Raw genomic sequence first — 25028 nt, 5'->3', positions numbered from 1 at the left:
TTTACTGCGCCGGCTGCTCGAGCGCCTGGCGGGTGAAGGTGAGGGAACGGACTGCGCCGCCCGCGCCCAGGTTGACGGTGTTGACCTGCTCGGGCAGGAAGTCGTTCAGCACGCCCTGGCGGATCGTGGCCGCGCGGGTCAGCGGCGTGTTGTCGAGTTCCTGGTAGATGACGACGCTGTTGGCGTCGACCGTCATGCCGATCCATTTGGCCGGCAGGCGCTTGCCATCCGGGCCGGCGAGCCAGAAGTGGCGCTCGACGTACTGGCGCAGCACGTCCTGGTCTTCCGGGTCGGAGAGGTCGAACTGGCGCTGGTACAGGTTCAGCAGCAGGGCGTCGATGTCGTGCGCCGTATAGGTGTGGACGATCTCGGTGCTCCTGGTGCGCTCGTTGTACGAGATGTCGGTCATGCCGAAGTGGAAGCGGTGCGCGCTCGCCGCTGTGCTGACGCACAGCAGCAGGGCGAGGCACAGCGTCTTGAAACCGCGCACTGTCATTGCGCGCCCTTCAATGGCGTCTTCATGTCGCGCATCAGGTTGTTCGGGTCACGCTCGGTCTTGAACAGCTCCAGGCGCGACGGCGCGGTCTTGCGCGGCCAGCTGTTGTTGCTGGTGTCGATGTCGGCGGTTTCCCAGAACGGATCCTGGGTCAGGCCCACGATCGGTTCGTCGGTGACGAACAGCTTGGTGATTTGCTTCGGCGAATAGCGCCATACTTCGGCCGGAATGCGCTCGATGATCTTCTTGCCGCTCTTGAGTTCGATCTCGACGATCAGCGGCATCACCAGGCCGCCCTTGTTGGCAAAGTCGACCAGGGTCAGGTGCTTGCCTTCCTTGAGGAGCGCCTTTTCCCAGTCCTCCAGGCCGGCCATGGTTTCCTGGTATTTGTTGCGGTCCTTGTTGGTGACCGTGAACTCGTCGTGCTCGTTGTAGAAGTCCTTCAGCTCGGGATGGGCGTCGATGCGGCGCGCCATCCCCTTGTTGCGCTGGTCCATGACCGACACCGGTTCGCCGTTGGCGCGCTCGCGGCGCAATGCCTTCTCGACCTCGGGATCCTGGCTGCTGACGGTGTACTCGGTGATGCCGTCGACGCTGATGTCGACCGCGTCGGTGGTGTAGAACCAGCCGCGCCAGAACCAGTCGAGGTCCGTGCCGGACGCGTCTTCCATGGTGCGGAAGAAGTCGGCCGGGGTCGGGCGCTTGAACTTCCAGCGTTCGGCGTATTCCCTGAAGGCGAAGTCGAACAGTTCGCGGCCGAGGATGGTCTCGCGCAGGATATTGAAGGCCGTGGCCGGCTTGGCGTAGGCGTTGTTGCCGCGCTGGAGCGTCGACTCGGCATTGGTCATGATCGGCGCCTGGTTGGTGCTGCGCATGTACGAGACGATGTCGCGCGCCTCGCCGCGGCGCGACGGGTAGTTTTCTTCCCAGGCCTGCTCGGCCAGGAACTGCAGGAAGCTGTTCATGCCCTCGTCCATCCAGGTCCACTGGCGCTCGTCCGAATTGACGATCATCGGGAAGTAATTGTGGCCGACCTCGTGGATGATCACGCTGATCAGGCCATACTTGGCGGCCTTCGAATACGTCATTTCGCCGGTCTTGGCGTCCTTCACCGGACGGCGCCCGTTAAACGACAGCATCGGGTATTCCATGCCGCCCACCGGGCCGTTGACCGAGATCGCGACCGGATACGGGTAGTCGAACGAATACTTGTTGTACTGTTCGATGGTGTGGATCACGGCCGGCGTCGAATATTTTTCCCACAGCGGATTGGCCTCGGCCGGGTAGTAGGACATCGCCATCACGTCCTGCTTGCCGCTCTTGATGCCTTGCGCATCCCAGATGAACTTGCGGCTGGTGGCGAAGGCGAAGTCGCGCACGTTCTGCGCCTTGAAGCGCCAGGTCCGGGTGCCGGTGGCGCGGCCTTTTTCGTTCGCCTGGGCTTCCGGCTGGGTGATGATCATGACCGGCTTGTTCGCCGTGCGCGCCTGCTTGAGCCGCTCGCGCTGGACCGCGGTGAGCACGTCGCCCGGGTTCTGCAGTTCGCCGGTGGACGCCACCACGTGGTCGGCGGGGGCCGTGATCTGCACGTCGTAGTCGCCGAATTCGAGGGTGAACTCGCCGTCGCCCAGGTATTGCGCGTTCTGCCAGCCGGCCGCGTCGTAGTAGGCCGCCATGCGCGGGAACCACTGCGCGATTTCGAAGATGTCGTTGCCGTCGTCGAAGCGCTCGAAGCCCATGCGGCGGCCCAGCACGTTCATCTCGGGGATGTTGAAGCTCCAGGCCACGTCGAACGAGGTGCGCGCGCCGGGCTTCAAAGGCTGCGGCAGGTCGATCCGCATCATGGTCTTGTTGATCGTGTGACGCAGCGGCTTGCCGTCGCTGCCGGTCACGCTGGCGATGTGGATGCCGCCGTCGAACTTGCGCGCCTCGAGCGTGAAGCGCAGGGCGTCGAACTTGACGCCATCGTTGCCGCGCGGCTGCCAGGCGTCGCGCGACGGCAAGGTGGAAATATTGCGGTTATCCGAATCGTTGCGGAACATGTTCTGGTCCAGCTGCACCCACAGGTAGGACAGGGTATCCGGCGAATTGTTATGGTACGTCACGGTGCCCGAGCCGCTCAATGAACGCTTGTTCTCGTCGAGCGTCACGCGCAGCCGGTAGTCGGCGCGCTGCTGCCAGTACTTGTGGCCGGGCGCGCCGGCCGCGTTGCGGGTCTCGCCCGGCGTCGGCAGCAGTTCCTCCAGCTGGCGGAACTTGTCGTCGAAGACGGGGCCGGCGGCGCTGGCGGAGGCGGAAAGAACGAGGGCGGCGATGGTCGCCTGCAGGTGCTTGAGATTCATGTGGTGACAACAGAAAGTAAAACACCGGCAGGCGCCGGCGTAGGGTGGACGGCTAGGCCGTCCACGCGTTCTACAACAGGATCAGTACTCGGTCACTGACCGGAAGCCCCTTCCGTCTTGAGCTTCGTATTAAAGTCGCGCATCAGGTTGTTCGGATCGCGCTCGGTCTTGAACAGCTCCAGCCGCGACGGCGTGGCCTTGCGTGGCCAGCTGTTGTTGCTGACATCGACGTCGGCCGTCTCCCAGTACGGATCCTGGGTCAGCCCCACCATCGGTTCGTCCGTCACGAACAGCTTGGTGATCTTCGCCGGCGAATAACGCCACACCTCGGCCGGAATCCGTTCGATGGTCTTCTTGCCGCTCTTGAGTTCGATCTCGACCACCAGCGGCGTCACCAGCCCGCCCACGTTCGTGAAGTCCACCAGGTACAGGTGCTTGCCTTCCTTGAGCAGCGCCTTTTCCCAGTCCTCCAGGCCGGCCATCTTTTCCTGGTAGCGGTTGCGGTCCTTGTTGGTGACGGTGAAGTCGTCGTTCTCGTTGTAGAAGTCCTTCAGCTCCGGATGCGCATCGACGCGGCGCGCCATCCCCTCGTTGCGCTGCCTCGTGACCGAGACCGGTTCCTCCGCGCGGCGCGCACGCTGCAGGGCCTTCTCGACCTCCGGATCCTGGCTCGAGACCGTGTATTCGGTGATGCCGTCCACGCTCACGTCGACCGCGTCGGTGGTGTAGAACCAGCCGCGCCAGAACCAGTCGAGGTCGGTGCCGGACGCGTCTTCCATGGTGCGGAAGAAGTCGGCCGGGGTGGGGCGCTTGAATTTCCAGCGCTGGGCGTATTCCTTGAAGGCGAAGTCGAACAGTTCGCGGCCGAGCACCGTCTCGCGCAGCACGTTCAGCGCGGCGGCCGGCTTGGCATAGGTGTTGTTCCCGAACTGCAGCAGCGACTCCGAGTTGGTCATGATCGGCACCTGGTTACGGCTCTTCATGTAGTCGGTGATGCGGCGCGGCTCGCCGCGGCTGTCCGGCCAGTTCTCTTCCCAGGCCTGCTGCGCCAGGTATTGCACGAAGGTGTTCAGGCCTTCGTCCATCCAGGTCCACTGGCGCTCGTCCGAGTTGACGATCATCGGGAAGTAGTTGTGGCCCACCTCGTGGATGATCACGCCGATCAGGCCATACTTGGTGCGTTGCGAATAGGTGATCTCGCCGGTCTTCTTGTCCTTGCTTGGCCGCGGACCGTTGAACGAGATCATCGGGTATTCCATGCCGCCCACCGGGCCGTTGACCGAGATCGCGGTCGGATACGGGTAGTCGAAGGAATACTTGTTGTACTGCTCGATGGTGTGGATGATCGCCTGGGTCGAATATTTCTCCCACAGCGGATTGCCCTCTTTCGGGTAGTAGGACATCGCCAGCACGTCGACGTCGCCGCTCTTGACCCCTTGCGCGTCCCAGATGAACTTGCGGCTCGAGGCGAACGCGAAGTCGCGCACGTTCTTCGCCTTGAAGTGCCAGGTTTTCGTCGCGCCGTTGCTCACCGCGCTGCGCGCCTTCTCGGCCGCTTCGGCCTCGGCCTGGGTCACGATGATGACCGGCTTTTTTGCCGTGCGCGCCTGCTTGAGGCGCTCGCGCTGGGCGGCGGTCAGCACGTCGCCCGGGTTCTGCAGCTCGCCGGTCGACGCGACCACGTGGTCCGCCGGCACGGTGATGCGCACGTCGTAGTCGCCGAATTCGAGCGTGAACTCGCCCGAACCCAGGAACTGCTTGTGCTGCCAGCCGTAGACGTCGTAGTAGGCGGCCATGCGCGGGAACCACTGGGCGATCTCGAACAGGTCGTTGTTGTCGTCGAACTTCTCGTAGCCGGCGCGCCCGCCCAGCACCTTCTGCTCGTTGATGTTGTAGCGCCAGTCGACGCTGAAGGTCACGCGCGCGCCGGGCTTGAGCGGCTGCGGCAGGTCGATCCGTATCATCGTCTTGTTGATGGTGTGCGGCAGCGCGCGGCCGTTCGCATCCTTCACCGCCAGGATGTCGAAGCCGCCGGGGAAGGTGCGCTGCTCGAGCAGCGAACGCAGGCCGTCGAACTTCAGGCCCGTCTGCGGCGTGGCGCCGGTCCAGGCGTTGCGCGAGGGGAGGGTGGCGCTCTGGCGCGCGTCCGAACCCGGCTTGTAGATGTTCTGGTCCAGCTGCAGCCACAGATACTTGAGGGTATCCGGGGAATTGTTATGGTAGGTCACCGTGCCGGCGCCGGTGAGCGCGCGCTTGTTCTCGTCGAGCGTGGCGCGGATCGTGTAGTCGGCGCGCTGCTGCCAGTAGGCGTGGCCCGGGGCGCCGGAAGCGGTGCGGATCGCGCCAGGCGTTGGCAGGAGTTCGTCGAGCTGGCGGAACTTGTCGTCGAAGGGCGCGGCTGCGAACGCCGACGTGGCAAGGCATAGCGCTGCCACGCCGATAGGCAAACGAAACATGATTCCCCTGGATCTGTAGTTGATATTAGAAAAGAATTCTAATCCTGATATTAATCAACTGCTCAAGGGATTTGTAAAAATCCTGAAATATAAGTATTCCTACCGGCCGCCGACGCGCTTGTACGGGCGGGAGGAGGCTCCCAGCACCGACACGCCGCTGTCGGCGTCAAGGCGATGCAGCTCGATCGGACGCGACAGGATGAACAGCACCTTGTCGGATTCGGCATACAGCGGCTCCCATGGCGCGTCGCGGTTGGCGATCATCAGCCGGCCTTCGCGCTCGGCGATCTCGAAGCCGCCCAGCCCTTCGATCTGGTATTTGCCGACCAGGGCCTTCTTCTGCCCTGGCGCCAGTTCGACCGCCGGGCGCAGGCGGGTCTGGTTGAAGGACCACTTGTACTCGTGGGCGATGGCGCGCACCAGGCTGTCCGCCAGTGGTCCGCCATTGTCGCCGTTGGTCAGGATCACCGCGCCATCGCCACCTTCGGTCGATGCGACCATCAAGGCCTTGAAGCCCATATTGCTGCCGTTATGGCCGAAGCCCTTGCCCTTGTCCTGGATATGCAGGCCCAATGCGTAGTCGTTCATGACCGGGGTGAGCATGGTGCGCGTCATGCTTGGGGAGATCACGCCGTTGTCGCCGCCTGCCGCGCCGTTCTGGATCGCGATCGCGAATCTGGCCAGGTCTTGCGGCGTGGTCCAGAGTCCCGCTGCCGCCAGCTCAGGGTAGGTGTGGACGCCGCCCTGGTAGGGTTTGCCGTCTTTGTCGTGGGCGCGGGCGGCCTGTGCCTGCAAGGTCGCCGGCAGCGGCTGCGAGAAGCTGCTGTCGCTCATGCCCAGCGGCGCCAGGACCGATTCCCGCAGCAGCACGTCGAAGGGCTTGCCGCTGCGATCGATCATGGCCTGCTGAAGCACCGTATAACCGCCACCCGAATAACGAAATGCCGATCCGGGCGCCGCATCCACCCTGATCGCCTTGGTATTGGCGGCCCAGGCGCCATCCAGCACCTGCACCAGCGTCGGCGCCGGCTTGCCCGCGGCGTAGCCGGGGAATCCCGACACGCTCATGCCGCCCGTATGCGATAGCAGCTGGCGCACACTGGGTTTGCCTTTGCCCTCCGGCAGGCGCCATGAGGTGAGGGCGGTGTCGATGCCGGCGTCGAGATCGAGCTTGCCCTGTTCGACCATGCGCAGGGCGGCCATGGCGGCCACCGGCTTGCTCACCGAGGCGGCCTGGAACAGGGTCTGCGGCGTGACCGCCGGCCCGCCGATCCAGGCCACGCCATAGCCGCGGGCCCAGGCGACCTTGGCGTCCTTGATCACGGCCACGCTCACGCCCGGCACCTTCAGGCGCGTCATCGCGTCCTGCAGGCTTTCGGTCTTGACCGCTGCGTTCGCCAGTGCGACGGCCGGACGCAGGCCGGCTTCGATGCGGGCGATGGCGGCGTCATCGGCATGGGCGAAGGGGGTGGCGAACGTCGCCAGGCTGGCAATCAGGAGGGAACGCAGACGCGGTGCGGCAGGCTGCTTGACAAACATGGGCTCTCCATATGATGTGGACAAATGGTCAACAGTATGAAGATGCCGGACGGGGCGAACAAGCGACGGACGGATTTTATGCGGCCGGCATGCTGAAGGTGAAGGTGGTGCATTCGTGGTCGGACTGCACCGCAATGGCGCCGCCGTGGGCGCGGGCGATCTGGTCGACGATGTACAGGCCCAGTCCCAGGCCTTCGTCACCGGGGCGCGAAATAGCGCGCCAGTAAGGCTTGAAGAGCTGGGCGATGATGTCCGGACCGAGTTGCGGCCCCCTGTTATTTACCACGAGAATGAAGCCGGCGTCGTCAATGCCTGCTTCGACCGCAATTGGATGTGCTGGGTCGCCATGCACCAGCGCATTCTTGAGCAGATTGGACAGCAGCTGCGCCAGCCGCTGCGGATCGCAGCGCAAGTCGATGCCGCGCGCGATGCTGCTGGTGATCGCGCGATCGGGATATACGCCGCGCAGTTCGTCGACCACCTGATCGAGCACCAGGTCTACGTCGTTGTGCCGGGATAGATCGAGGGCCAGCCCGGACCCCATGCGCCCGCGCGTGAAATCGACAACGTTGTCGACCAGCCCGGTCATGCGCAGTGCACTGCTTCGCATCCGTTCCACCACCTTCCTGGTGACCGGATCGTCGTGGCGGCGCGCCAACAGTTCGGCGCCGCCCAGAATCGCACCCAGCGGTGTGCGTAGGTCGTGGCCCAGCACCGCGATGAACTGTTCGCGCAGCTCCGCCGTTTCGCGCTCGGACAGCAGGGCCGAGCGGGTCGCGTTCAATGAGCGTTCGGTCTCGAGCTGGTGCGAAATGAGTTCGGCAAACAGCGTCAGGGCCGGCACGATGGCGCCTTCGCTCAGCTTCCTCGGTTCTGGATCGAGGCCGCACAAGGTGCCGAAATAGAACCCGTCAGGACGAAAGATCGGAATCGAAAAATAGCTCTGGAAGCCGTAGATGCGCGGGGTGCGGTGGTCACGGTAGCAGTCGCTGTCGCGGACGCAGTCGATGACGATGGTCGCCCTGGTCTCGCGCACTTCTTCGCACAGCGTGGTGGTGACGTCAAGCTGGGCGCCGGGGACGAGGCCGAATCCCAGCTGGTCGTACACAGCGCAAGTGGTCCAGCTGGTCGCGGTGACGTGGGCGATGCAGACAAAGCGCAGGCCGGTGAGGGCAGCGACGGTTTCCAGCATGCGCGGCACGGCAGCGATGGACTGGATTTCCCTCACATGGCTGGAAAGCGAATCCGGCATGGTGCAAAAGACGGAATGAAAATCCCATCATAGCATGCAGGTCGCGGCCTGGAAGCGTTGCTTCAGGCCAGCCAGCACCCGTCCTGGTACACCCTTTCCTCGCCCAGCCAGACCGCATCGGTCACCGCGAACACGTCGATGTGGTAGCGCGCATCCTTGCGCTTGAAGCCGGGCTTCGGATACACGCCATGCTTGGCACCGAGCGACAGGTGGATGCCGCACATGCGCTCGTAGGTGCCGATGTCGTCCACCCGCAGCTCGCGCGTGAAGGCGCGGTTCAGGCCGAAGCCCAGCTCGCGCACCCAGACTTCGCCTTCGTCCGCGCGAATATTGTCCAGCACCTGCTGGAATTCCGGCGTCGCGTTCTCGGTGGCGACCACGCGGCCGGCCTCGATCACCAGGGTCACCGGCACGTCCGGGCGGTTCGAGCGGTAGCTGGTGTCGCCGAACACGTGGATCTGCACCCGGCCGTGCACCGCTTCCAGGTCGAGCGCTTCGGTGAACACCTCGCCGATCGGGAACTGGCCGCCGACGTTCTTCATGTCGCTGTAGTCGCCGATGTTCAATTTGGCCGGCTCGAACGGCGAGGCGAAGGTGAGCGTCTCGCCGCCGCCGACCACGCGGCCGTGCGGCGCGCGGTCGATGCGTTCCTTGAGCGCGCGGCCGGTGCCGCGGAAGTACGCCGGATCATAGGCCAGGGCGTCGATGTAGTGCTCGCCCTGGATGCCCGGCATGCGCGACAGGTGCACGTGCTCGATCACCTTCAGGTCGAGCTTGAACAGCTCGACCCGCATGCGAAAGCCGTCGAGACGGAAGTTCGACGATTGCAGCAGCACCACCAGCTCACCCGTCGCCATCGTGCGAAACGCCGCCAGCACCGCTTCCGGCGTCACGCCGTCGAAGTCGATGAAGGTCGCCTGCGGCAGGTTGCGCCGGTAGCCTTCGAGCAGGGCGCGAGAAAGTCCGGTGCGGGTGTCGTACACCACCAGCGCGCGCTCCCCCGGACCGTGTTCGAGCGCGATCGTCAGCACGTCATGCAGATGTTTAGTGGCGGCATCGATGGCGTGCGAAGGGAGGTCGGCGTGGGGATCTGCGGCGGTCATGGCGGAATCGGGAGGGCAACAAAAGGTGGAATGGCAGGCGGCCATTATACGTAGGTATGCCGAAAGTTCCCCGCCTGGGCACGCGATGAGTTCGATTATTGATGCGTCCGGGATCGCGCGACGCTACCTCGTGAACGGCGCGCCGCGCGACAGTTCGCGGAGCTATCATTTGAGCAATAGCAAAGACTGAGAGCCCAATCCGTTTCAACAAATTATTTGGCAGAGCGAAAGGTAGCAATGGCGTACAGATGGGAAACGCCTGCCAGCATCTGGCAGGAAGACGAGGCAAGCGGCGAGTTCGCCCTGCTCGCCAGCGCGGGCCTGGGCCCGGTCGACTGGCAGGGCCGCGCGCGCCGGCGCCTGCCCGACGTCGCCCACGTGCTCGGCGCCTCGCTGCCCCTCGATTGTCGCTGTTCTCCGATCTATCCCGAAGGATTCGCCTATTGTCCGCGCTGCGGGCGTCCGCTGTTGCGCCTGGGTGGCGCGCCGGCGCGTGTGCGCGGATGGTGGGGCCCGGGCGGCGACGACGTGCTGCCGCGCCACGTGCCGCACGGCTTGCCGGTCACGTCACTGCCGCTTGGCGACAGCCTCGAAGAACGGCCGGCCGCACCGACGCCCGGTCGCTTTGACCTGACCATGCCGGCGCCGCCCAACGCCTGTTCGGTGTTCGCCGCCGCAGGCTTCGGCTTTCCCGGCGAGCGCCTGCTGGCGCTGGCCCACACCCGTGGGGTGCTGCAGTACTGGGATCCGCTGGGCGGAAGCTGGCATGTGCTCACGCCCGAAGCGGGCGCCGCCAGCCTGGTGTTCACCGCCTCCAGCCACGCCTGGATCCCGGCGCTGGACCCGCGCCGCGGCGAGGCCGGCGTGGTCCCCGGCCTGGACGGCCTGCAGCGGCTCTGGATCGACCCGGTCAGCGAAACCTACCGCACCGAGAGCATGCTGGCCGCGCCCATCGTGGCCGCGCCCGGCCTCATGCGACGCCACCTGGCCTGCCTCGCGGGCGGCATCGATGGCGTGCGCCTGTGGAGTATGCGCCTCGACATCGATGAAGCGCAGGAGTATGCATGTCCCGATGCGCCGGCGGGCGGCTGGAGCCGTCCGCTCGGCTACGACGGCCGCCTGTTCTGGCTCCACGCCCAGGGCCAGCTCACCTGGCGCCCGGGCGAGGCGCCGCAATTTTCTCCATGGCCGCTGCACTGGCAACCGCGCCTGGACTTTGGCGGGCCGACCCAGAGCCGCGACGGCCGCCTGTGGCAGATCGGGCACGATGGGCAGGGTTATTCCTACCTCGAACTCGGCGCCGGCCCCGATCACCTGCCGGCGCGCATGGCGATCGACGGCGCGCGCCTGGGCTTCGCCAACTTCCTGTTCCGGCGCGGGCATCCGGTGCTGGACGAGCCGTGGTCGAACGAGCACGTCGAAGACCCGCACCACGACGACACGCTGGTGCTGCCGCTGCTGCGCAGCTTCAACAACAACCGCAGCCAGCCGAGCGGCCTGGTGCTGCGCTTTCACAAGGCGAACTTCCGCGCCGAAGAAGCGTTGGGGACCGGAGCAGACGTGAGCACGCCTGCGCGCGTCATTCCACGCACCACGGTGGAGTGGATCGGGCGCCGCAACGTGATCCTGGACGAGATCGCGCGCCTGGCCCGTCCGCTCGAGTGCGTGCCGGTGGTGGCGGGCGGCTGCCTGTGGCTGCACCATCCCGACTGGAACCAGATGCGCGGCTGGCGCCTGGACGAGCCGTTGTGATCACGACGATGATGAAGATGATCGCACGTCCACTGGCGGCGGCCCTGCTGGCCGGCGCGCCGCTGTGCGCCGCAGCTGCGTCGCCTTCCGTGCCGCACGTCTTCCTGGTGCAAAACTCCGGCTGGATGGAGCCGTTCTACAGCGATCCCAGGTCGCCCTTCAAGCCGCTGGTGGCGGCGCTGGCGGGCAGCGTGGTCCAGCCGGGAGATGCGCTGGTGCTGGCGAGCTTCAATCAGGCCCGCGAGGGGGCGCCGTCGCCGCGCGCGCTGCTGTCGTTCAAGGCAGGCGAGGAACCGGTCCGCGCGCGCGTGGCGCAGGCCATCGCCAGCCTGGACACGGCGCGCAAGCCCGGCGGCGCTGCGCTGGCCGACACCGACCTGGGCGAAGCGGTGCGCGCCGCGACCGGGCAGGTGCTCCAGGGCCGGCCCGGCATCGTCTGGCTGGTGACGAACAACCGCAACAGCCCCGACAACGACCAGGCCACGGCCGCGCGCAACCGCGAATTCTATGCGCTGATCCACGGCGGCGACGCGATCACGAAGGCATTGGCCTTCCCGCTGCGCATGCCGGTCCAGGGCAAGCACTACAGCGCAAACGGACTGATGGTGTACGCCTTCGCGGTCGGGCCGCAAGGCGCGGCGGCGCTCGATGCGCTGCTGGCCTCCGGACGCATCGCCCGGGTGATCACCGAGCCGCCGGCGCGCCTCAAGCCGCTCGACCGCGACACGGTGCGGCTCGCGCCGCGCCGCGTGGTCAATGCGCCCGGCGTCACGTTCGCCGCGGATGCGGGCGGCGTGCTGCGCGCCGACGTCGCTTCCGATGCGCGCACGCCGCAGGCGCGCATCGAGTGGAACCTGGAAAACACGATGTATCCGTACACGATCGGATCCGCCACCCTGAGCGCGCGCTCCCTGCTTGCCGGCGAGAGCCATCCGATCGTGCTCGATACCCAGCGCGTGCGCGCGCTGGCGCCCGGACAGCCGGCGCCGCTGGGTTCGAGAATGCCGCTGCCGGTGGCGCAGATGCCCGACAAATGGTCGCTGGCCGCGCTCAAGTCCGCGGGCTCGGCCTACGTGCTGCCGGGCCGGATCGAATTGCACCTGGCCGACCAGAAGCTGGCGCTGTCGCAGGCCTTCCGCCAGCGCATGGCGGCGCTGTTCCCGGGCGACCCGCTGCCGGATATCTTCATCCCGCCGGCGCGGGTGCAGGCGTCGACGGCGGTGCTGCCGGTGGAGGTGCGCGTCCACTATGGCATGGGACCGCTGCTGGCGCTCGTGGGTGGCCTGTTGGCGCTGCTGGCGCTGCTCGCCGCCGGCGCCTGGGCCTGGACCAGGCCGCGCACGGCCCAGGTGCTGGTGGATGAAGAAGCGCGCACCTTGCGCGGCCGCCCCGGCACCACCCAGCCTGTTCATGACCGCCATGGCGAGCAGGTCGCGCAACTGAAGACAACGCTGTTCGGCCATCGGCTGCTCGATGTGCGCGAAGGCGCGCACGTGCGGCTCGGCCGCCCATAACAAGGAAGGAAAAAGACCATGCAGGCAGCCCAGCCACCGACAGATGCTCCATCGCCCGCCGATCCCGGCTTCAAGCTGCCGGAGGAATCGGCTTCGCCGCAGGACGCAGTTCAGCAGACCATGCCTCAGACCCTGCCAGATACCGCCACCCGTCCGGTCGAGGTGATGCCGGTCGACCCGCACACTCTGCCGGTCGCCGATACTTCCGACCGCGACCTGGCGATCGGCGGCATCGTGTTCCTGATCCTGCTCAGCGTCTACTTCTTCGTGCGCGGCGCCTATGTCCACCATCTGGTGCGCAAACGGGTGGCGCCTTCCTCGGCCGGCAACGCCGGCTGGCTGCTGTTCGTCGGCCTCGGCTTCCTGTCGGCGGCGGCGGTGCTGGCCATCATCAACGCCAGCCGCTTCCTGACCTTCGCCGTCACCGGCCCGCTGGTGGCGGTGGGCCTGGTGGCGCTGGTCGCGTCACTGTTCATCGGCCGTCGTTAACAAAGGGAGTTTCCACACCATGGCAGAATTCCCGAACCCGTCGAGCATCAACAGCCGCCCGGCCGAACTGAAGGTCGACCTGCGGCCGACCCTGTTCATCGGCGCCGGCGGCACCGGCATGGAAGTCATGATGCGTATCCGGCGCCGCATCCTGGCGGCGGTCTGGAACCGGCGCCATCCGACCCGGGTCGAATCGATCGCCGACTTCCCGGTGGCGCGCTTCCTGCACTTCGACCTGGACAGCAATGCCGTGATCGACGAGGGCAAGTCGCAGCGCACCGATCCCTGGTACGAACTGGTGCGCCTCTCCGACGAGGAACGCCTGGTCGAGCCGCTCGACCTGCCGCAATACCACGAGTCCGACGACAGCCTGGCGCGCTTTCCGCTGATCGAGAGCTGGATGCCGCTGCGGCCCAAGAAGCTGCGCTCGCTCGGCATCGATCCGTCGAAGGGCGCGGGCCAGATCCGCGCGCTGGCGCGGCTCTACCTGTTCGACAAGTATCCGAAGCTGCGCGGCCGCATCAAGGGCGCGCTGAACTACCTGAGCAGCAATGCCGGCATCGAGCGCAAGGAGAATTACCAGCGCCTCGGGCTGCAGGTCGACACCTCGAAATTCAGGATCGTGGTCGTCGCCTCCGCCGCCGGCGGCACTGGCGCCGGCAGCGTGCTCGACCTGGGCTGGCTGTCGAAGGCGATCGCGCGCCAGGAAGTGTCCGACAGCCAGGTCGACCTGGTGCTGCTGATGCCGTCCGGTTTCGCCAAGGCCAACAAGGAGCGCACCGAAGCGAATGCCTACGCCACCCTGATGGAACTCGAGACGGCGATGCGCGACATGAACGCCAATATCACGTGGCTGGACCCGGATAGCATCGCCGGCCGCGGCGCGCCCTACGACGACGTGTATTTCGTCGACACCGCCAACCTGGCCAATAAGGCCACGCTCGACGTCAAGGACGTCTACCAGATGGTGGCCGACACGCTGTTCGAAGACTTCGCCTCGGCGGACTTCGCCAACCGCAAGCGCTCGGTGGCGGTCAACCAGCAGCAGCACAAGCTGGGTCCGTACAACCCGCGCGTGCCCGAGGCGCGCTTCGGCGACATGCGGCTGTCGTACTCGAAGGCGTATTCCAGCTTCGGCCAGTCGGTGCTCGACACCCAGCAAAGCCTGCACGAAGACATCCGCGCCTATGAACTGGCGGCGCTGATGGTGAAGGCCTTCTTCGGCCTGGCCGGCAGCGATGGCGTAAGTGGGAACAATGCGGGGAACAATGCGGGGAACAATGCGGCGCGGCGCGCCGGCGACGCCGAGCGCGACGCCTTCATGCGCGAGCAGATGGAAATGGCCGAGCGGCCGTTCGACGAGTTCCCCGACCTGCGCAAGGGTTCGGTGGACGTCACGCCGTTCACCGAGTACGCGCTGACGACCGCGCTGCTGCAGGACCGCGACGGCCGCTCGCTGCTCGAGCGCGTGGAAAGCCGGGTCCAGCTCGAGATGGACCGCATCATGGCGTCCTACGACGTCAAGCTGTGGCGCGAAAAAGTGTCAGAACTGCTGCCGCAGCTCGAACGCGACGCGATCCGCGAGGCCGGCGCCACCGCCGAGACCAGCGAAGACCGCATCAAGCGCCATACCGGCGAACTGACGAACCGCGTGAAGGGCAGGGTGCGCGAGCGCCTGTACGCCCTGCTCGACGACCGCCGCCAGGGCGGGCTGGAATTCGTGCTGTCGTTGCTGGAGCAGGTCAAGGCGCGCCTGGCGCAGCGCGACCTGGCGCATGCCGAGCGCAATGGCCGCCGCTACCGCGACATCCGCGACGCGCTGCGCACGCGCCAGGTCGAGGAATCGCTGAACAACCTGGGCCAGGCCGCCGTTCGCCTGTTCGGCAAGGAGCCGCAGGCGCGCGAAGTGATGGGCCACCTCAAGCGCGACCTGGCCGATTACCTGCGCTTCCACCTGCTCGCGGTGGCGGCCGGCCAGGCGATCGAAGTGATGCGCTCGCTATCCGGCTGGCTGGGCGATCCGCAATCCACCGATGAACACGGCCATGCGCAGTGGAGCGGCATCGCCGGCGAATTCCAGGAAGGCCGGCGCGCCGTGCAGGCGATGCTCGGGGCGGTGGACCAGCGCATCATGCAACTGCGCGCCGACGCGCGCCAGGAACATGCGACCACGATCAAGCTCGGCGTCGAGACGACGCCGGCGCCGGTGAGACTTACCGGCGACACCAGCATCTGGAGCGAGGAAGTGCTGCTCGAATTCGGCGGTTCGGCGCGCCTGTTTCCGCAGCTGGGCGACGAACGCCTGCGCGCCGAGCTGCTGCTCAAGCTGTTCCGCCGTGCGCAGTTGCAGCTGTCCAGCCAGGGGCTGGATCAGCAGGAGAGCGCCGATCCGCTGCTCGAACGTTTATCGACCCTGTCGCCGCAGGAGCGCCAGCGCATTTTCGCCGAGTGGATCCGCAGCGCGATGCCGTGGGTGAATGCGCGCTTCTCGGCCGAGTTCACGCCGAACGCCGACCAGTTCAAGTGCTTCATCGGCGTGGGCGATCCCGTGTCGTGGCGGCGCATGGAGGCCGAGATCCGCGCCGCCGTGCCGACCGGTTACTTCCATGGCGAGCTGGTGTCGATCGTCAACACCGGAGTGAGCGGCAGGGCGGTGTGCTATATCGAGCTGTCCGGCTATCCGATGACGGTGCTGCGCGGCCTGCCGACCTGGCGCGCCTCGTACCAGATCGAGAACCCGAAGATCCCGACCCACCTGCATTTCGACGCCACGCGTTTTCGCCATCCGATCTCGCCGTCGATGGACGAGCTGGGACGGCTGGCCGACGATTACGAGTGGTATTTGCAGGCGATCGCGCTCGGCGTCATCCGGCGCAAAGCGGAGCTGGGCGACCGCGAGGCCGCTTTCCAGCCGCGTGGCCAGTACCTGTTCGAGGTCGAAGCGGGGTCCGGCGAATGGCTCCAGGTCGGCAACGAGTTCGCGATCCGCTCCAACGGCCTGCCGCCTTATTATCGCGAGGGGATCATCGCGGCCGTCCAGGCGCGCCTGGCGCATCTCGGCCCGCAGCGGCTGATGCTGCTGGCGGCGCTGATGCGCTATTACCAGCTGCGCGTATACGAACCGCGCCTCGAAGTCGACGAGACTGGCGCCCAGCTGCCATCGCCCTCGCTGCCGAACATCACCGCGCGCCGCCTGTACGACAGCTGGATCCGGCGCGCGCAGGCGCTGGACCCGGCCCTGGGGCCGGCGCGCATCGAGGCCTTGCTGGGCCAGGTCGAGCGCTGGACCGAGGCCGTTCCCGGCTCGAGCCAGGACGCCTACGGCTGGGAAGTCGAGCGCGCGGTCGACAAGCGCGTGATCCTGCCCGCGCTGCTGGCGGACGAGGAAGCGGCGGCGCAGGCGCTGGCGCCGCGTCCGGTCGCGCCGCCACCGCTGCCGACCGCGACGCCACGCTTCAAGCTGTTCATCGGCGGCGCCCAGCGCGGGCCGTTCACGGTCGACGAGGTCGCGCAGCAGGCCGCGCGCGGCGAGATCGACCACGCCACCCGCGCCTGGGACATGCGCTGGCATCCGAAGATCGGCAAGTGGAGCACGGTGGGTGAGCTGCCCGAGTTGGCAACTGCGCTAGGCCGCACGCCCGATGACGGGATACCCGATCCCGACGACGGCGTGCCGGATCCGGACTAGGAACAGGCATGGAGCAAGCACTGTCCACCTTTCGCTGCGTGAACGTCGGCTGCGGACGCGCCTTTCCGCGCCGGGTCGCATTCTGTCCCTGGTGCGGCACGGCGCAGCAGGCGGCCGCCGCGCCGATCGCGCCGCCGGCGCCCAGCCTGGCGAAACGGCCGGAGCCGGCCGCCGCTCCCCCGCCAGCCCCGGTTGCGGCGGCTCCGCGACCAGCGCCGCCAGCGCCGCCAGCACCGCCAGCACCGCCAGCACCGCCAGTGCCGCCGGCACCGCCCAGATCGCCCCCACCACCGGCAGCGCCGCCCATCCGCCCGAGTGCGGCGCCCCGTCCGGCCGCTCCAGCGCGCAAGCCGATCCGCCTGCGCTGGTGGCTGATCGCGCTCGGCCTGCTATGGCTGGCCTGGATGCTGACCAAGCCGACGGCGGCGCGCATCGAGCGCCGCATGACATCGGCGATCGCATTGGCGAAGGAATGCAAGCCGAAGGAGGCGCAGGACGAACTGATCGCGCTGCGCAAGACGCGCGCGAGCCAAGCGCAGCTGCGCAAGGTGCAGGATGCGCTCAATGCCGCAGCCGCCGCCTGCACGCGCGAAGAGCGGCGCCGGCGCAGCCATCCGCTGGCCGATCCGAAGCGCGGCGGATGAAGCTGTAAGCACATCCACGCCGGATGGCCCGGTGTATCATGCAAGGCGTCGAGAAAACCGCAAGGAGCAGGGAATGAAGGCAAGCATGACAAGGGCGCTGCTGGTGCCGGTGATGCTCATGGCGCTGGCCGGCTGCAGCCGCGACGAGGACGGCGCCGGGCCGGCGGAACGCATCGGCAAGGCGCTGGACGATGCCAGCGCCAAGGTCACCGATTCGGTGCAGGACGAATTGGCCAGGGTCGACGACGCGGTCGACGAGGCGCGCGACAAGGTCAGGGACGCGACCGAGGAAGCCAGCCGCGGCTTGGACCGCGCGACCGAGGAAGTCGGCAAGTCGGTGGAACGCGCCGGCGAGAAGATCCAGGAACAGGCGGACGAGATCAGGGAAGACGATTAAATAAACGTCATCTCCGCCAGCGTGCCGTGCGCGGGGTCGGACGAGATCGCCAAGGTCCAGCCGAAGCGCTCGCACACCCGGCGCGTCAGGAACAGCCCCAGGCCCTGGCCGCCACCCTGCTTGGCCGAGGTGCGCAGCGCTTGCGTGTAGCGCCGCGCGGCGGCCACCGTGTCGAAACCTGCGCCGCTGTCCTGGATACTCAGGCGCCCCTCGACCAGGTTGATGCGGATGGCGCCCTGGTAGCTGTTCTCGGCCGCGTTGCGCAGCAGGTTGCCCACCACGATGCGCGCGATCGCTTCCGGGCTGTTCACCGTCAGGGGTTCCAGGGCTTCGACGACGAAGTGCGCGTCCTTGCCGTCCAGTAGATGCCGGTGGTCGTCGATCAGCGCCAGCAGCAGCGCATCGAGCCGCGTGGTCTCCAGCGGCGCCTTGCCGTCCTCGCGCGACAGGAACAGCAGCGCCGCCATGATCTCGGTGAGGTTCTCGGCGGTCGATTCGATGCGCGCCAGCGGGGCGCCGGCGGCCGGCGGCAGGTCATGCAGCTTGAGCACGTCCACGGCGCCGGCGATGACGGCGATCGGCGTGCGGAATTCGTGGCTGGCCTGGTCGAGCAGGCTGCGTTCGCGCTCGATGAAGCGCTCGACCCGTTCCAGGTGGCCGTTCACGATGACGGCGATGTCGTGCAGTTCGCTCAGGGCGAAGTCGGTCGCCAGGCGCTGCGACGGCTGCTCGGGATCGAGTTCTTCCATCCGCTGGGCCAGCACGCCGATCGGCCGCCGCAGGCTGCGGTAGACCCAGGCGATCGAACCGGCGATCATCGCGGCGCTCAGCACCGCGATCAGCACGCTGACCAGGGCCATATTGTTCTGGTAGTTTTCCAGGTCGGTGATGTCGACCGCCATCACGATGCGTTCGCCGTCGCCGACCGGCGTCACCAGCACCGCATGGCTGAGATCCGACTCGTAGCTGTCCATCCGCTCTTCGTCGTAGTAGCCGGGCCGCAGCGCGGCGAAATAGGGCGGCATGTCGGCCGGAATCGGCCCGGCGCCCAGGCGCCAGCCGCGGACCAGGCCCGTCGGCGGCTGTTCCTCGCCGGGCGCCGGCTTGCCGCCCGCGCGCATCCGGGCGGTGCTCGATTCCAGCAGTTCCTCCCACAAGGGATGCACGATCAGGTGCTGGCTCAGGTTGCCCTGGACGGTCAGGCCCAGGGCCATGGTCAGGAAGAACAGGACGAAGATGGCGCTGATCTTGCGCTGCAGGCTCGACATGCCGCGGATGCGCCTATTCATCCGATAGCCCCAGCCGGTAGCCGCTGCCCGCGATCGTCTTGAGCAGCTTGCGCGGAGATTCGCCGTCGACCGCCTTGCGCAGCATGTGCATGTGCGAGCGCAGGACGTCGGTGTCGGGCACGTCGTCCTTCCAGATCAGGGTTTCGAGTTCCTCGCGCCGCACCAGCGCGGGCGAGCGGCGCATCAGCAGTTCGAGCAGCTGGCGCCGCACCGGCGTCATCGCCACCACCTTGCCTGCGCGGCTCACCTCGAGCGTGCCGAGATCGAAGCGCAGGTCGGCCACTTCGAGCACCTGCGATTCGGCCACGGCGCCGCGCGTGCGCTGCACCAGCACGCGCAGGCGGATTTCCAGCTCGGCCAGCGCCACCGGCTTGACCACGTAGTCGTCGGCCCCGGTCAGGAAGCCGTGCAGCTTGTGCTCGAGCTGGTCCTTCGCGGTGAGGACGATCACCGGTATCCGCGACTTCATTTCCTGGCGCAGCCGCCCCAGCATGGTCATGCCGTCCATGCGCGGCATCATCCAGTCGAGGACGATGGCGTCGTAGCGGTTGATGGCCAGCAGCCCCAGGCCCGATTCGCCGTCCGGCGCGGCGTCGGAATGGTGTCCGCAGGCTTCCAGGTAGTCGTAGATGTTCGCCGCCAGGCCGGCGTTGTCTTCGATGATGAGTATGCTCAGGGGCTGCTTGATCATGGGGCGCAACGAGGTCGGTTGAAATGGCCGGAGCAGTATCGCACCAAACCTTAGAAGCCGCGGCTGAAGCCGATGAAGGCCGACACCGAGCCGTCCTTGTCCTTCTCCACCAGCGGGCTGTCCGACAGCTTCGTCGGCAGCTTGCGGTAGCCGACATTGCCGATGAAGACCCAGTTGCCGGCGAACGGGCGCACCACGTCGACGCCGATGCGGGCCACCGCCGCGCTGCCCGGCTGGTAGCTGGCCACGCCGCGCGCGACTTCCCCGGGCAGCGTGCCGTAGTAGTAATTGGCCAGCTTCTTCGACAGGTGCGACACGCCGACGTTCGGCGTGATCCGCATGGCGCCCCACTGGAACGGATAGCCATAGCTCAGGTTGACTTCAATCCCCTTGCTGGCGCTGGTGACATCGCCCTTGACGCCCAAGTCGAGCTGGCCCAGCGCGCCGCGCCAGCTGGCGGCCAGGCCCAGGTCGAAGGCGTCGTCGCGGTCTTCCAGCAAGGCGCGGTCGATGCCGCGCTCGGCCAGCTCGAGCACGCCGAAATCGTCCCTGTCGATGCCGTCGAAGCGGGCCGACAAGGTCGCGTCGAGGGCGAAGCCGCCGCGCTTGACGAGGTGGGCGCCTCCTTGAATGCCGCGCCAGTAGAAGCGCTCGCCCTCGTAGGACACGAGCGGGAAAGGCGTGACGCGCGTGCCTTCGCCGGCATACACCGAGTCCGAGACGGCGGCGCCGACGCCCAGGCCCCAGCGCGACGGTTGCTGCGCGCTGGCGAGGCTGGAAATGGCAAGAAGGGTGGCGAAGAGGAAAAGAGGCTTCATGGATAGTCCTGTCGATGGTCGTGAATGCGTGCCTGCACTATGCGGCAGGCGTGTCGATGAAATGTCGTTGGCGCGGCGGCTTATTTTGAAGGCGCGCCGGCCGCGACGACGGCGGCGTCGATCCAGCCGAGGTAGTTGCTCGAATGGCGCACCCGGTTGCCGGGTTGCAGATAGATGCGTTTGGCGGCCTCGCTGGCCAGGTAGCGCTCGATCTGCGCCAGTTGCGCTGCGCGGTCCTTTGCGCCCATCACCGCCTTGATCACGTCCGGCGCGGGCTCCTGGAACACCACGCCATCGCCGGTGCCGGTCAGCACCGCGCTCTCGGTGCCGATCGCCTTTCGTGCGACCATCGGGATGCGGCCGCCCGCATACGACCAGGTGCGGCTTGTCGCCTCGCCTAGCGTCTCGGTCACGATCGCGCGCAGGTCCTTGATCATGTCGCCGGCCCGGGCGTGCTGGCGCTGGCGGCCGTCGACGTGGGTCGCGATGGTGACGCCCTGCAGAAAGGCCTTCCAGTCGCGCGGCACCACCAGCAGGGCGCCGGCCGGGAAGCGGTCAGGCCCGCTCTTGGCGTCGGCGAAGCCGTCGCCGGAGGCGGGATTGGCCAGGTTGATGTTGCGCACCAGCGTGGCGCGGTCCGAGAAGTCGCCGCACAGGAAGAAGCCCTTGCGGGCGGCGTCGAAATCGGCGCCCGAGCGCAGTTCGCGGTCGAAGCGCGCGCACACTTCCACCTCGTAGTCCAGCAGGGCGCCGGGGACGGCGGCGACGCTCGCGCGGGGAGCGCCGGCCGCGGACAGCTTGGGAAACAGGAAGGCTTCGTGCATGCCGACCTCTTTGCCGTGCGCCGGGTAATTGGTGCCGGCGGCGATGTGGGCCAGGCCGCGCGGCCCCACGCCGAGCAGGCGCTCGAGCGGATGGCTGACGGGGCCCTGTGCCTGCCGCGCCAGGCCGTCGAGGGCGGCGGCATCGAAGCGGTTGATGACGTCGAAGGCGTCGGGGCTGTACGAGCCGCTGACCGCGCTCAGGTCGATGGCGGTGAGCTTGCCGGCGCCGAGCTTCAATGCCAGCAGGGTGTGGACCCGCCCCCCCCTGGCGCACCTGGGCGAAGGTATGGGCCTGCGCGAGGGGCGCCAGCGTCGGGGCGGCGGCGTCCGGCGGCGCCGCCGGCGTAGTAGCAGCGGCGAGCGCCAGGCTGGCGCTGGAAAGGACGGTACGAAGGCGGAACATGGTGGACTCCAGGTGATGAACGAGCCGGCATCGTAGCGAGGCGATGTCGCGACGTTGTCGTGCATATCCGATCTTCGCCGGGCGCTCTGGCGCCGCTCAGGCAAGGGATCATCGCCAAGTTGTATCCAGAGGTAACGCAATGCATATGCCCGATCGGCACGGAACGTGCGGCGAACGGCGCGCAATGTCGCGACAAGTCGCGGCACCTGTCCGGTCGACGAATGTTCGAGCCGGTATTCGTTACAACCGCTTACGCATCAACGGTTCAACTCGGCTTGCCATTGGTGCTACCTTTCTAATACGCAATTCAATGAGGAATTGCGAACCAGACCAGACAGAGGACATCATGAAAAAAATCCTGATCACGCTCGCAGCCACCGTCGCTGCCATCGGTTCCGCACAAGCCCAGACCGTCGTCGCCGACGGCGGCGCGTCGCGCCCTTATATCGGCGCCGCCGTTTCCGGCGCCAAGAACCAGACCACGGATGACTGGCAAGCCGGCGGCAAGATCTTCGGCGGATATAACATCGACCAGAACTGGGCGGTGGAAGTCGGCCACTCGCGCTTCGGCAACGAGGACTTCAACGTCGCGTGGGCGCCGGGATTCGCGGACGCCCGGGTGAAGAGTTCGCGCACCTATGCCGCGGCGAAGTACACGATGCCGGTGAACGCCGAACTCTCGGCCTACGGCAAGCTGGGCGCATCGTATAACGAGACCAAGACCTCGTTCATGGGTGACAGCTATACCGATCGCGACACCGGCGCCTATGCCGCGCTGGGCGTGCAGTACGCGCTGGCGCCGAACGTGGCGCTGTTCGGCGAATACGAACGCTACGGCAAGAAGAAGGAAATGGGCGCCAAGGCCGACGTCGTGTCGGTGGGCCTGCAGTACGGCTTCTGATGCATTAGACCTGCGCCAGCCCTGCGCCGCGGACGTTCAGCCGTTCGCGGCGCGCGGCAGCTCGCGCTCTCCCATCACGACCGACAGGTCGACCTGGCCGGCGCGCCAGGCATGCTCCAGGTTCTGTTCGATCGCATCGATGCTGGCCAGCCTGTCGTCGGCGAAGCCGCGTACGCCATAGGCCCGGTTGCGCCCGTGCGACTTGGCCAGGTACAGCGCCATGTCCACCAGGTTCACCACCCGTTCCCATGCCAGGCTCTGCTTGCCCACCGACAGCGGGAAGGGCGCATAGCCGATCGAGACGTTCACGCTCAGGGCCGTGCCGCCATGGTCGACGACGGTCGCGCCGATGCCGCCCAGGATACGCTCGGCCACCTCGTCCAAGCCGGCCTTGCCGGCCGGCGCCGTCGGCAAATAGGCCAGGAATTCCTCGCCGCCCCAGCGCACGATCATGTCGGTCTCGCGCAGGATTTCGCACAGGCGCGCCGCGATCGTGGTCAGCACCGCGTCGCCGGCCGCGTGGCCATAGGTGTCGTTGATGTTCTTGAAGTGGTCGACGTCGAGCAGGAATAAGGCTCCACCCGGGGCTCCACCCGGCGCACCGCCCGATGCCTGGGCCTCCGGCGGCATGCGCATGTACTCGAGGAAGTGACGGCGGTTGTACAGCCCCGTCAGCGGATCGCGCACGCTCTGCTGCTTGAGTTCGCGGTTCTTTTCGTGCAGCTGGGCGTTGGCGTGGCGCACCTTGCGGTACAGCAGGCCCACCACGGTCGCCGCCAGCGCGAACACCGCCACCAGCAGCCACCACACGCGCTGTTGCAGGCGGCGGTTGTCGATCTCGGTCGACTTGATCAGGTTCTCGCTGCGCAGCAGCTCGATCTGGCGCTGCTTCTTGTCGCCCTCGTACTTTTCCTGCAGGTCGAGCATGGCCTGCTGGCGGCGTCGTTCGAACAGCTCGTTGGAGATCTTGCGTTCGCGGTGGTAGGCTTGCAGCGCGCCGGCCAGGTCGCCGGCGCGTTCCAGCGCGAGGCCGTATTCGACCAGCGCGGTCTGCAGTTCCGGCTTGTCGCCGATTTCCTCGTAGCCGGCCATGCCCATCTCGATCTGGCGCTTGCCTTCGGCCAGGCGGCCGGTGCCGAGATAGGCCTGGCCCAGGTTCAGGTGTGCGGTGGCGTCCAGCGCGCGGTCGTTCAGCGGACCCACCGCCGCCAACGCCTGTTCGGCGTAGCTTGCCGCGTGCTTGAAGTCCCCGGTCTTGAGATAGAAATCCGACAGGTTGATCAGCGACACCACGACCCGCTTGTTGGCGCCGATCGAGCGTTCCAGCGCCAGTCCTTCCTGCAGCGCGCGCAGCGCGCGTTCGCGCTGGCCGGTGTCGATCGCCAGCCCGTACTCGGCGTTCCGGATGGTGGCCATGCGGCCGGGCGACCTGGCTTTTTCGGCGGCGGCAAGCGCCTCGTCGAGCAGGACGAAGCCTTTCTCGGGTTCGCGCATCTGGGCATACAGGCGTACCAGCGAATTGAGCGCCATGACCACGTGCACCGGCTCGCCCTGCGCGCGCGCCAGCGCGGCCGCGCCCTGCAGCCGTTCGAGGGCGCGCGGCAGATTGCCTTCCTCGGCATGCGATTCGCCCGACGAGATGGCCGCGCGCACGCGCAGGTCGATGTCGTCGGTGGTGTTGGCCAGTTTTTCCGCTTCCCAGACCAGGCGGTGCGCCTCGCCCGGGCGATGCTGGGCGAAGGCGGAATACCCTTGCATCAGGAGGCCCTTGGCCAGCGCGCCGGCATGATCGTATTCACGGCCCAGCGCAATCAGCTCGTTGGCCAGCGCGAAGGACTGCCCATGGTGGCCGAGACCGTGGCGCGCCATGGCGAGCTGGTTCAGGAACTCGATGCGCTGCGTCAGCGGCGCCTTGCGGGCTTGCGCCTCGAGCGCTTCCAGCTTCGGCAGGGCGCGCTCGGGCACGAAGCGGTTGAGTTCGCGGATTTCGGCAATGCGCTGGTCCAGCGACAGGGCGTCATCGGCGAACGCCAACGCCGATGCCGCGCACAAGGCCAGCGCCAGTGCGTGGGAGCGGGAGCGCGCGAATGCGCGGTGCAGGACAGCCAACATGCCGGTTCTCGTCGGGCCGGTCGTTCCGGCGGAAGTTGTTTGGTCCATTATATGGCTGTTGCAAAGTAGAAATTTCACTTTCTCTTTAAATGTCACAAAAATGACACAGGCTCGCGCAGCAATGGCCGAGCCCCTGCCATTTGTCCAGAAAGCCCGCCAATCCAGGCCAAACCGTCCGCCGCGCATGCTTGCCGCATGGAACGAAGTGTTGTATTTCGACATATACCGTCGATCAGAAAATCACACTTTATTTGTTGAGGGAATGGTGCGATGCCGTTCCGCTTCACCTTCTATACTGGCTGCGGGACAGCGTTGAGG

At 66.9% G+C, this 25028-nt stretch carries 19 protein-coding genes; 8 read left to right on the top strand and 11 right to left on the bottom strand.

Translation table 11 applies throughout. The features are described 5' to 3' along the window. Position 1: 1 nt before the first annotated feature. The 6 genes from ABIB42_RS16320 to ABIB42_RS16295 all read right to left on the bottom strand — a co-directional run bounded on the left by ABIB42_RS16320 (position 2) and on the right by ABIB42_RS16295 (position 9188). Entirely contained in the window at positions 2-496 is a 495-nt protein-coding gene (locus ABIB42_RS16320; protein WP_429248645.1) for a DUF6702 family protein, read from the bottom strand. After that, positions 493-2838 carry a M1 family metallopeptidase gene (locus ABIB42_RS16315; protein ID WP_005665589.1) on the bottom strand — a complete coding sequence of 782 codons (2346 nt, stop codon included), beginning with the start codon at positions 2836-2838 and terminating at the stop codon, positions 493-495. Before ABIB42_RS16315 ends, ABIB42_RS16320 begins: the two co-directional genes overlap by 4 nt. 92 nt (positions 2839-2930) lie before the next feature. Continuing rightward, the gene (locus tag ABIB42_RS16310; protein ID WP_429248644.1) at positions 2931-5294 is read right to left on the bottom strand and encodes a M1 family metallopeptidase; all 2364 of its coding nucleotides are present in this window, start codon (positions 5292-5294) and stop codon (positions 2931-2933) included. 99 nt (positions 5295-5393) lie between these two features. After that, positions 5394-6833, bottom strand: coding sequence for a serine hydrolase domain-containing protein (locus ABIB42_RS16305; RefSeq protein ID WP_005665591.1), 1440 nt, complete (start codon positions 6831-6833; stop codon positions 5394-5396). Positions 6834-6909: 76 nt separating this feature from the next. Continuing rightward, positions 6910-8025 (bottom strand): sensor histidine kinase, encoded by a 1116-nt coding sequence (locus ABIB42_RS16300; RefSeq protein WP_229409750.1) that lies wholly within the window; start codon positions 8023-8025, stop codon positions 6910-6912. Between the two features lie 122 nt (positions 8026-8147). Then, on the bottom strand, positions 8148-9188 hold the full coding sequence (locus ABIB42_RS16295; protein ID WP_005665593.1) for a hypothetical protein: 1041 nt from the start codon (positions 9186-9188) through the stop codon (positions 8148-8150). 237 nt (positions 9189-9425) lie between these two features. Here ABIB42_RS16295 and ABIB42_RS16290 point away from each other — a divergent pair, with 237 nt between their 5' ends. The 6 genes from ABIB42_RS16290 (at position 9426) to ABIB42_RS16265 (ending at position 17672) form a co-directional block, all read left to right on the top strand. Continuing rightward, positions 9426-10940, top strand: coding sequence for a hypothetical protein (locus tag ABIB42_RS16290; RefSeq protein WP_005665595.1), 1515 nt, complete (start codon positions 9426-9428; stop codon positions 10938-10940). A 17-nt stretch (positions 10941-10957) separates the two neighbouring features. Further along, positions 10958-12454: a hypothetical protein gene (locus ABIB42_RS16285; protein WP_229409751.1), complete on the top strand. Its 1497-nt coding sequence runs from the start codon at positions 10958-10960 to the stop codon at positions 12452-12454. An 18-nt stretch (positions 12455-12472) separates the two neighbouring features. Continuing rightward, positions 12473-12943 (top strand): hypothetical protein, encoded by a 471-nt coding sequence (locus ABIB42_RS16280; protein ID WP_005665598.1) that lies wholly within the window; start codon positions 12473-12475, stop codon positions 12941-12943. 19 nt (positions 12944-12962) lie between these two features. Beyond that, the gene (locus ABIB42_RS16275) at positions 12963-16631 is read left to right on the top strand and encodes a tubulin-like doman-containing protein (protein WP_005665600.1); all 3669 of its coding nucleotides are present in this window, start codon (positions 12963-12965) and stop codon (positions 16629-16631) included. 8 nt (positions 16632-16639) lie between these two features. Continuing rightward, a complete protein-coding gene (locus tag ABIB42_RS16270; RefSeq protein WP_174348341.1) occupies positions 16640-17275 on the top strand; it encodes a hypothetical protein in 636 nt (211 codons plus the stop codon). A 73-nt stretch (positions 17276-17348) separates the two neighbouring features. Then, on the top strand, positions 17349-17672 hold the full coding sequence (locus ABIB42_RS16265; RefSeq protein ID WP_005665604.1) for a hypothetical protein: 324 nt from the start codon (positions 17349-17351) through the stop codon (positions 17670-17672). Here ABIB42_RS16265 and ABIB42_RS16260 read toward each other — a convergent pair. From ABIB42_RS16260 to ABIB42_RS16245, 4 genes are all read right to left on the bottom strand, one after another. Then, a complete protein-coding gene (locus ABIB42_RS16260; protein WP_005665605.1) occupies positions 17669-18961 on the bottom strand; it encodes a sensor histidine kinase in 1293 nt (430 codons plus the stop codon). The genes ABIB42_RS16265 and ABIB42_RS16260 overlap by 4 nt on opposite strands. Beyond that, on the bottom strand, positions 18954-19652 hold the full coding sequence (locus tag ABIB42_RS16255; RefSeq protein WP_005665606.1) for a response regulator transcription factor: 699 nt from the start codon (positions 19650-19652) through the stop codon (positions 18954-18956). The genes ABIB42_RS16260 and ABIB42_RS16255 overlap by 8 nt, the downstream gene beginning before the upstream one ends. Positions 19653-19702: 50 nt before the next feature. Beyond that, entirely contained in the window at positions 19703-20470 is a 768-nt protein-coding gene (locus ABIB42_RS16250) for a MipA/OmpV family protein (protein ID WP_005665607.1), read from the bottom strand. Positions 20471-20550: 80 nt separating this feature from the next. After that, entirely contained in the window at positions 20551-21531 is a 981-nt protein-coding gene (locus tag ABIB42_RS16245; protein ID WP_005665608.1) for a fumarylacetoacetate hydrolase family protein, read from the bottom strand. Positions 21532-22043: 512 nt separating this feature from the next. Here ABIB42_RS16245 and ABIB42_RS16240 point away from each other — a divergent pair. Beyond that, positions 22044-22598 carry a porin family protein gene (locus ABIB42_RS16240; protein ID WP_005665609.1) on the top strand — a complete coding sequence of 185 codons (555 nt, stop codon included), beginning with the start codon at positions 22044-22046 and terminating at the stop codon, positions 22596-22598. A gap of 36 nt (positions 22599-22634) precedes the next feature. On the opposite strand, the gene ABIB42_RS16235 is transcribed toward ABIB42_RS16240, so the two are convergent. Beyond that, entirely contained in the window at positions 22635-24710 is a 2076-nt protein-coding gene (locus tag ABIB42_RS16235; RefSeq protein WP_219861132.1) for a diguanylate cyclase, read from the bottom strand. Here ABIB42_RS16235 and ABIB42_RS16230 point away from each other — a divergent pair. After that, positions 24709-25026, top strand: a complete 318-nt coding sequence (locus ABIB42_RS16230) for a hypothetical protein (protein WP_157225459.1) — start codon at positions 24709-24711, stop codon at positions 25024-25026. The genes ABIB42_RS16235 and ABIB42_RS16230 overlap by 2 nt on opposite strands. The last annotated feature ends 2 nt before the right edge of the window (positions 25027-25028 follow it).

The sequence above is a fragment of the Massilia sp. UYP32 genome (assembly GCF_050434365.1).
Lineage (GTDB): Bacteria > Pseudomonadota > Gammaproteobacteria > Burkholderiales > Burkholderiaceae_D > Telluria > Telluria timonae.
The sequence above is the reverse complement of the archived record's forward strand: the minus strand, read 5'-3'. Positions and strand labels throughout refer to the sequence as shown.

Excerpts from the sequence above, each read along its gene's own strand:
- ABIB42_RS16310 (WP_429248644.1), bottom strand. The coding sequence starts at position 5,294 with ATGTTTCGTTTGCCTATCGGCGTGGCAGCGCTATGCCTTGCCACGTCG.
- ABIB42_RS16320 (WP_429248645.1), bottom strand. The coding sequence starts at position 496 with ATGACAGTGCGCGGTTTCAAGACGCTGTGCCTCGCCCTGCTGCTGTGC.
- ABIB42_RS16305 (WP_005665591.1), bottom strand. The coding sequence starts at position 6,833 with ATGTTTGTCAAGCAGCCTGCCGCACCGCGTCTGCGTTCCCTCCTGATT.
- ABIB42_RS16265 (WP_005665604.1), top strand. The coding sequence starts at position 17,349 with ATGAAGGCAAGCATGACAAGGGCGCTGCTGGTGCCGGTGATGCTCATG.
- ABIB42_RS16255 (WP_005665606.1), bottom strand. The coding sequence starts at position 19,652 with ATGATCAAGCAGCCCCTGAGCATACTCATCATCGAAGACAACGCCGGC.
- ABIB42_RS16285 (WP_229409751.1), top strand. The coding sequence starts at position 10,958 with ATGATCGCACGTCCACTGGCGGCGGCCCTGCTGGCCGGCGCGCCGCTG.
- ABIB42_RS16300 (WP_229409750.1), bottom strand. The coding sequence starts at position 8,025 with ATGCTGGAAACCGTCGCTGCCCTCACCGGCCTGCGCTTTGTCTGCATC.
- ABIB42_RS16295 (WP_005665593.1), bottom strand. The coding sequence starts at position 9,188 with ATGACCGCCGCAGATCCCCACGCCGACCTCCCTTCGCACGCCATCGAT.
- ABIB42_RS16270 (WP_174348341.1), top strand. The coding sequence starts at position 16,640 with ATGGAGCAAGCACTGTCCACCTTTCGCTGCGTGAACGTCGGCTGCGGA.
- ABIB42_RS16230 (WP_157225459.1), top strand. The coding sequence starts at position 24,709 with ATGCCGGTTCTCGTCGGGCCGGTCGTTCCGGCGGAAGTTGTTTGGTCC.
- ABIB42_RS16235 (WP_219861132.1), bottom strand. The coding sequence starts at position 24,710 with ATGTTGGCTGTCCTGCACCGCGCATTCGCGCGCTCCCGCTCCCACGCA.
- ABIB42_RS16250 (WP_005665607.1), bottom strand. The coding sequence starts at position 20,470 with ATGAAGCCTCTTTTCCTCTTCGCCACCCTTCTTGCCATTTCCAGCCTC.
- ABIB42_RS16315 (WP_005665589.1), bottom strand. The coding sequence starts at position 2,838 with ATGAATCTCAAGCACCTGCAGGCGACCATCGCCGCCCTCGTTCTTTCC.
- ABIB42_RS16240 (WP_005665609.1), top strand. The coding sequence starts at position 22,044 with ATGAAAAAAATCCTGATCACGCTCGCAGCCACCGTCGCTGCCATCGGT.
- ABIB42_RS16280 (WP_005665598.1), top strand. The coding sequence starts at position 12,473 with ATGCAGGCAGCCCAGCCACCGACAGATGCTCCATCGCCCGCCGATCCC.
- ABIB42_RS16260 (WP_005665605.1), bottom strand. The coding sequence starts at position 18,961 with ATGAATAGGCGCATCCGCGGCATGTCGAGCCTGCAGCGCAAGATCAGC.
- ABIB42_RS16275 (WP_005665600.1), top strand. The coding sequence starts at position 12,963 with ATGGCAGAATTCCCGAACCCGTCGAGCATCAACAGCCGCCCGGCCGAA.
- ABIB42_RS16290 (WP_005665595.1), top strand. The coding sequence starts at position 9,426 with ATGGCGTACAGATGGGAAACGCCTGCCAGCATCTGGCAGGAAGACGAG.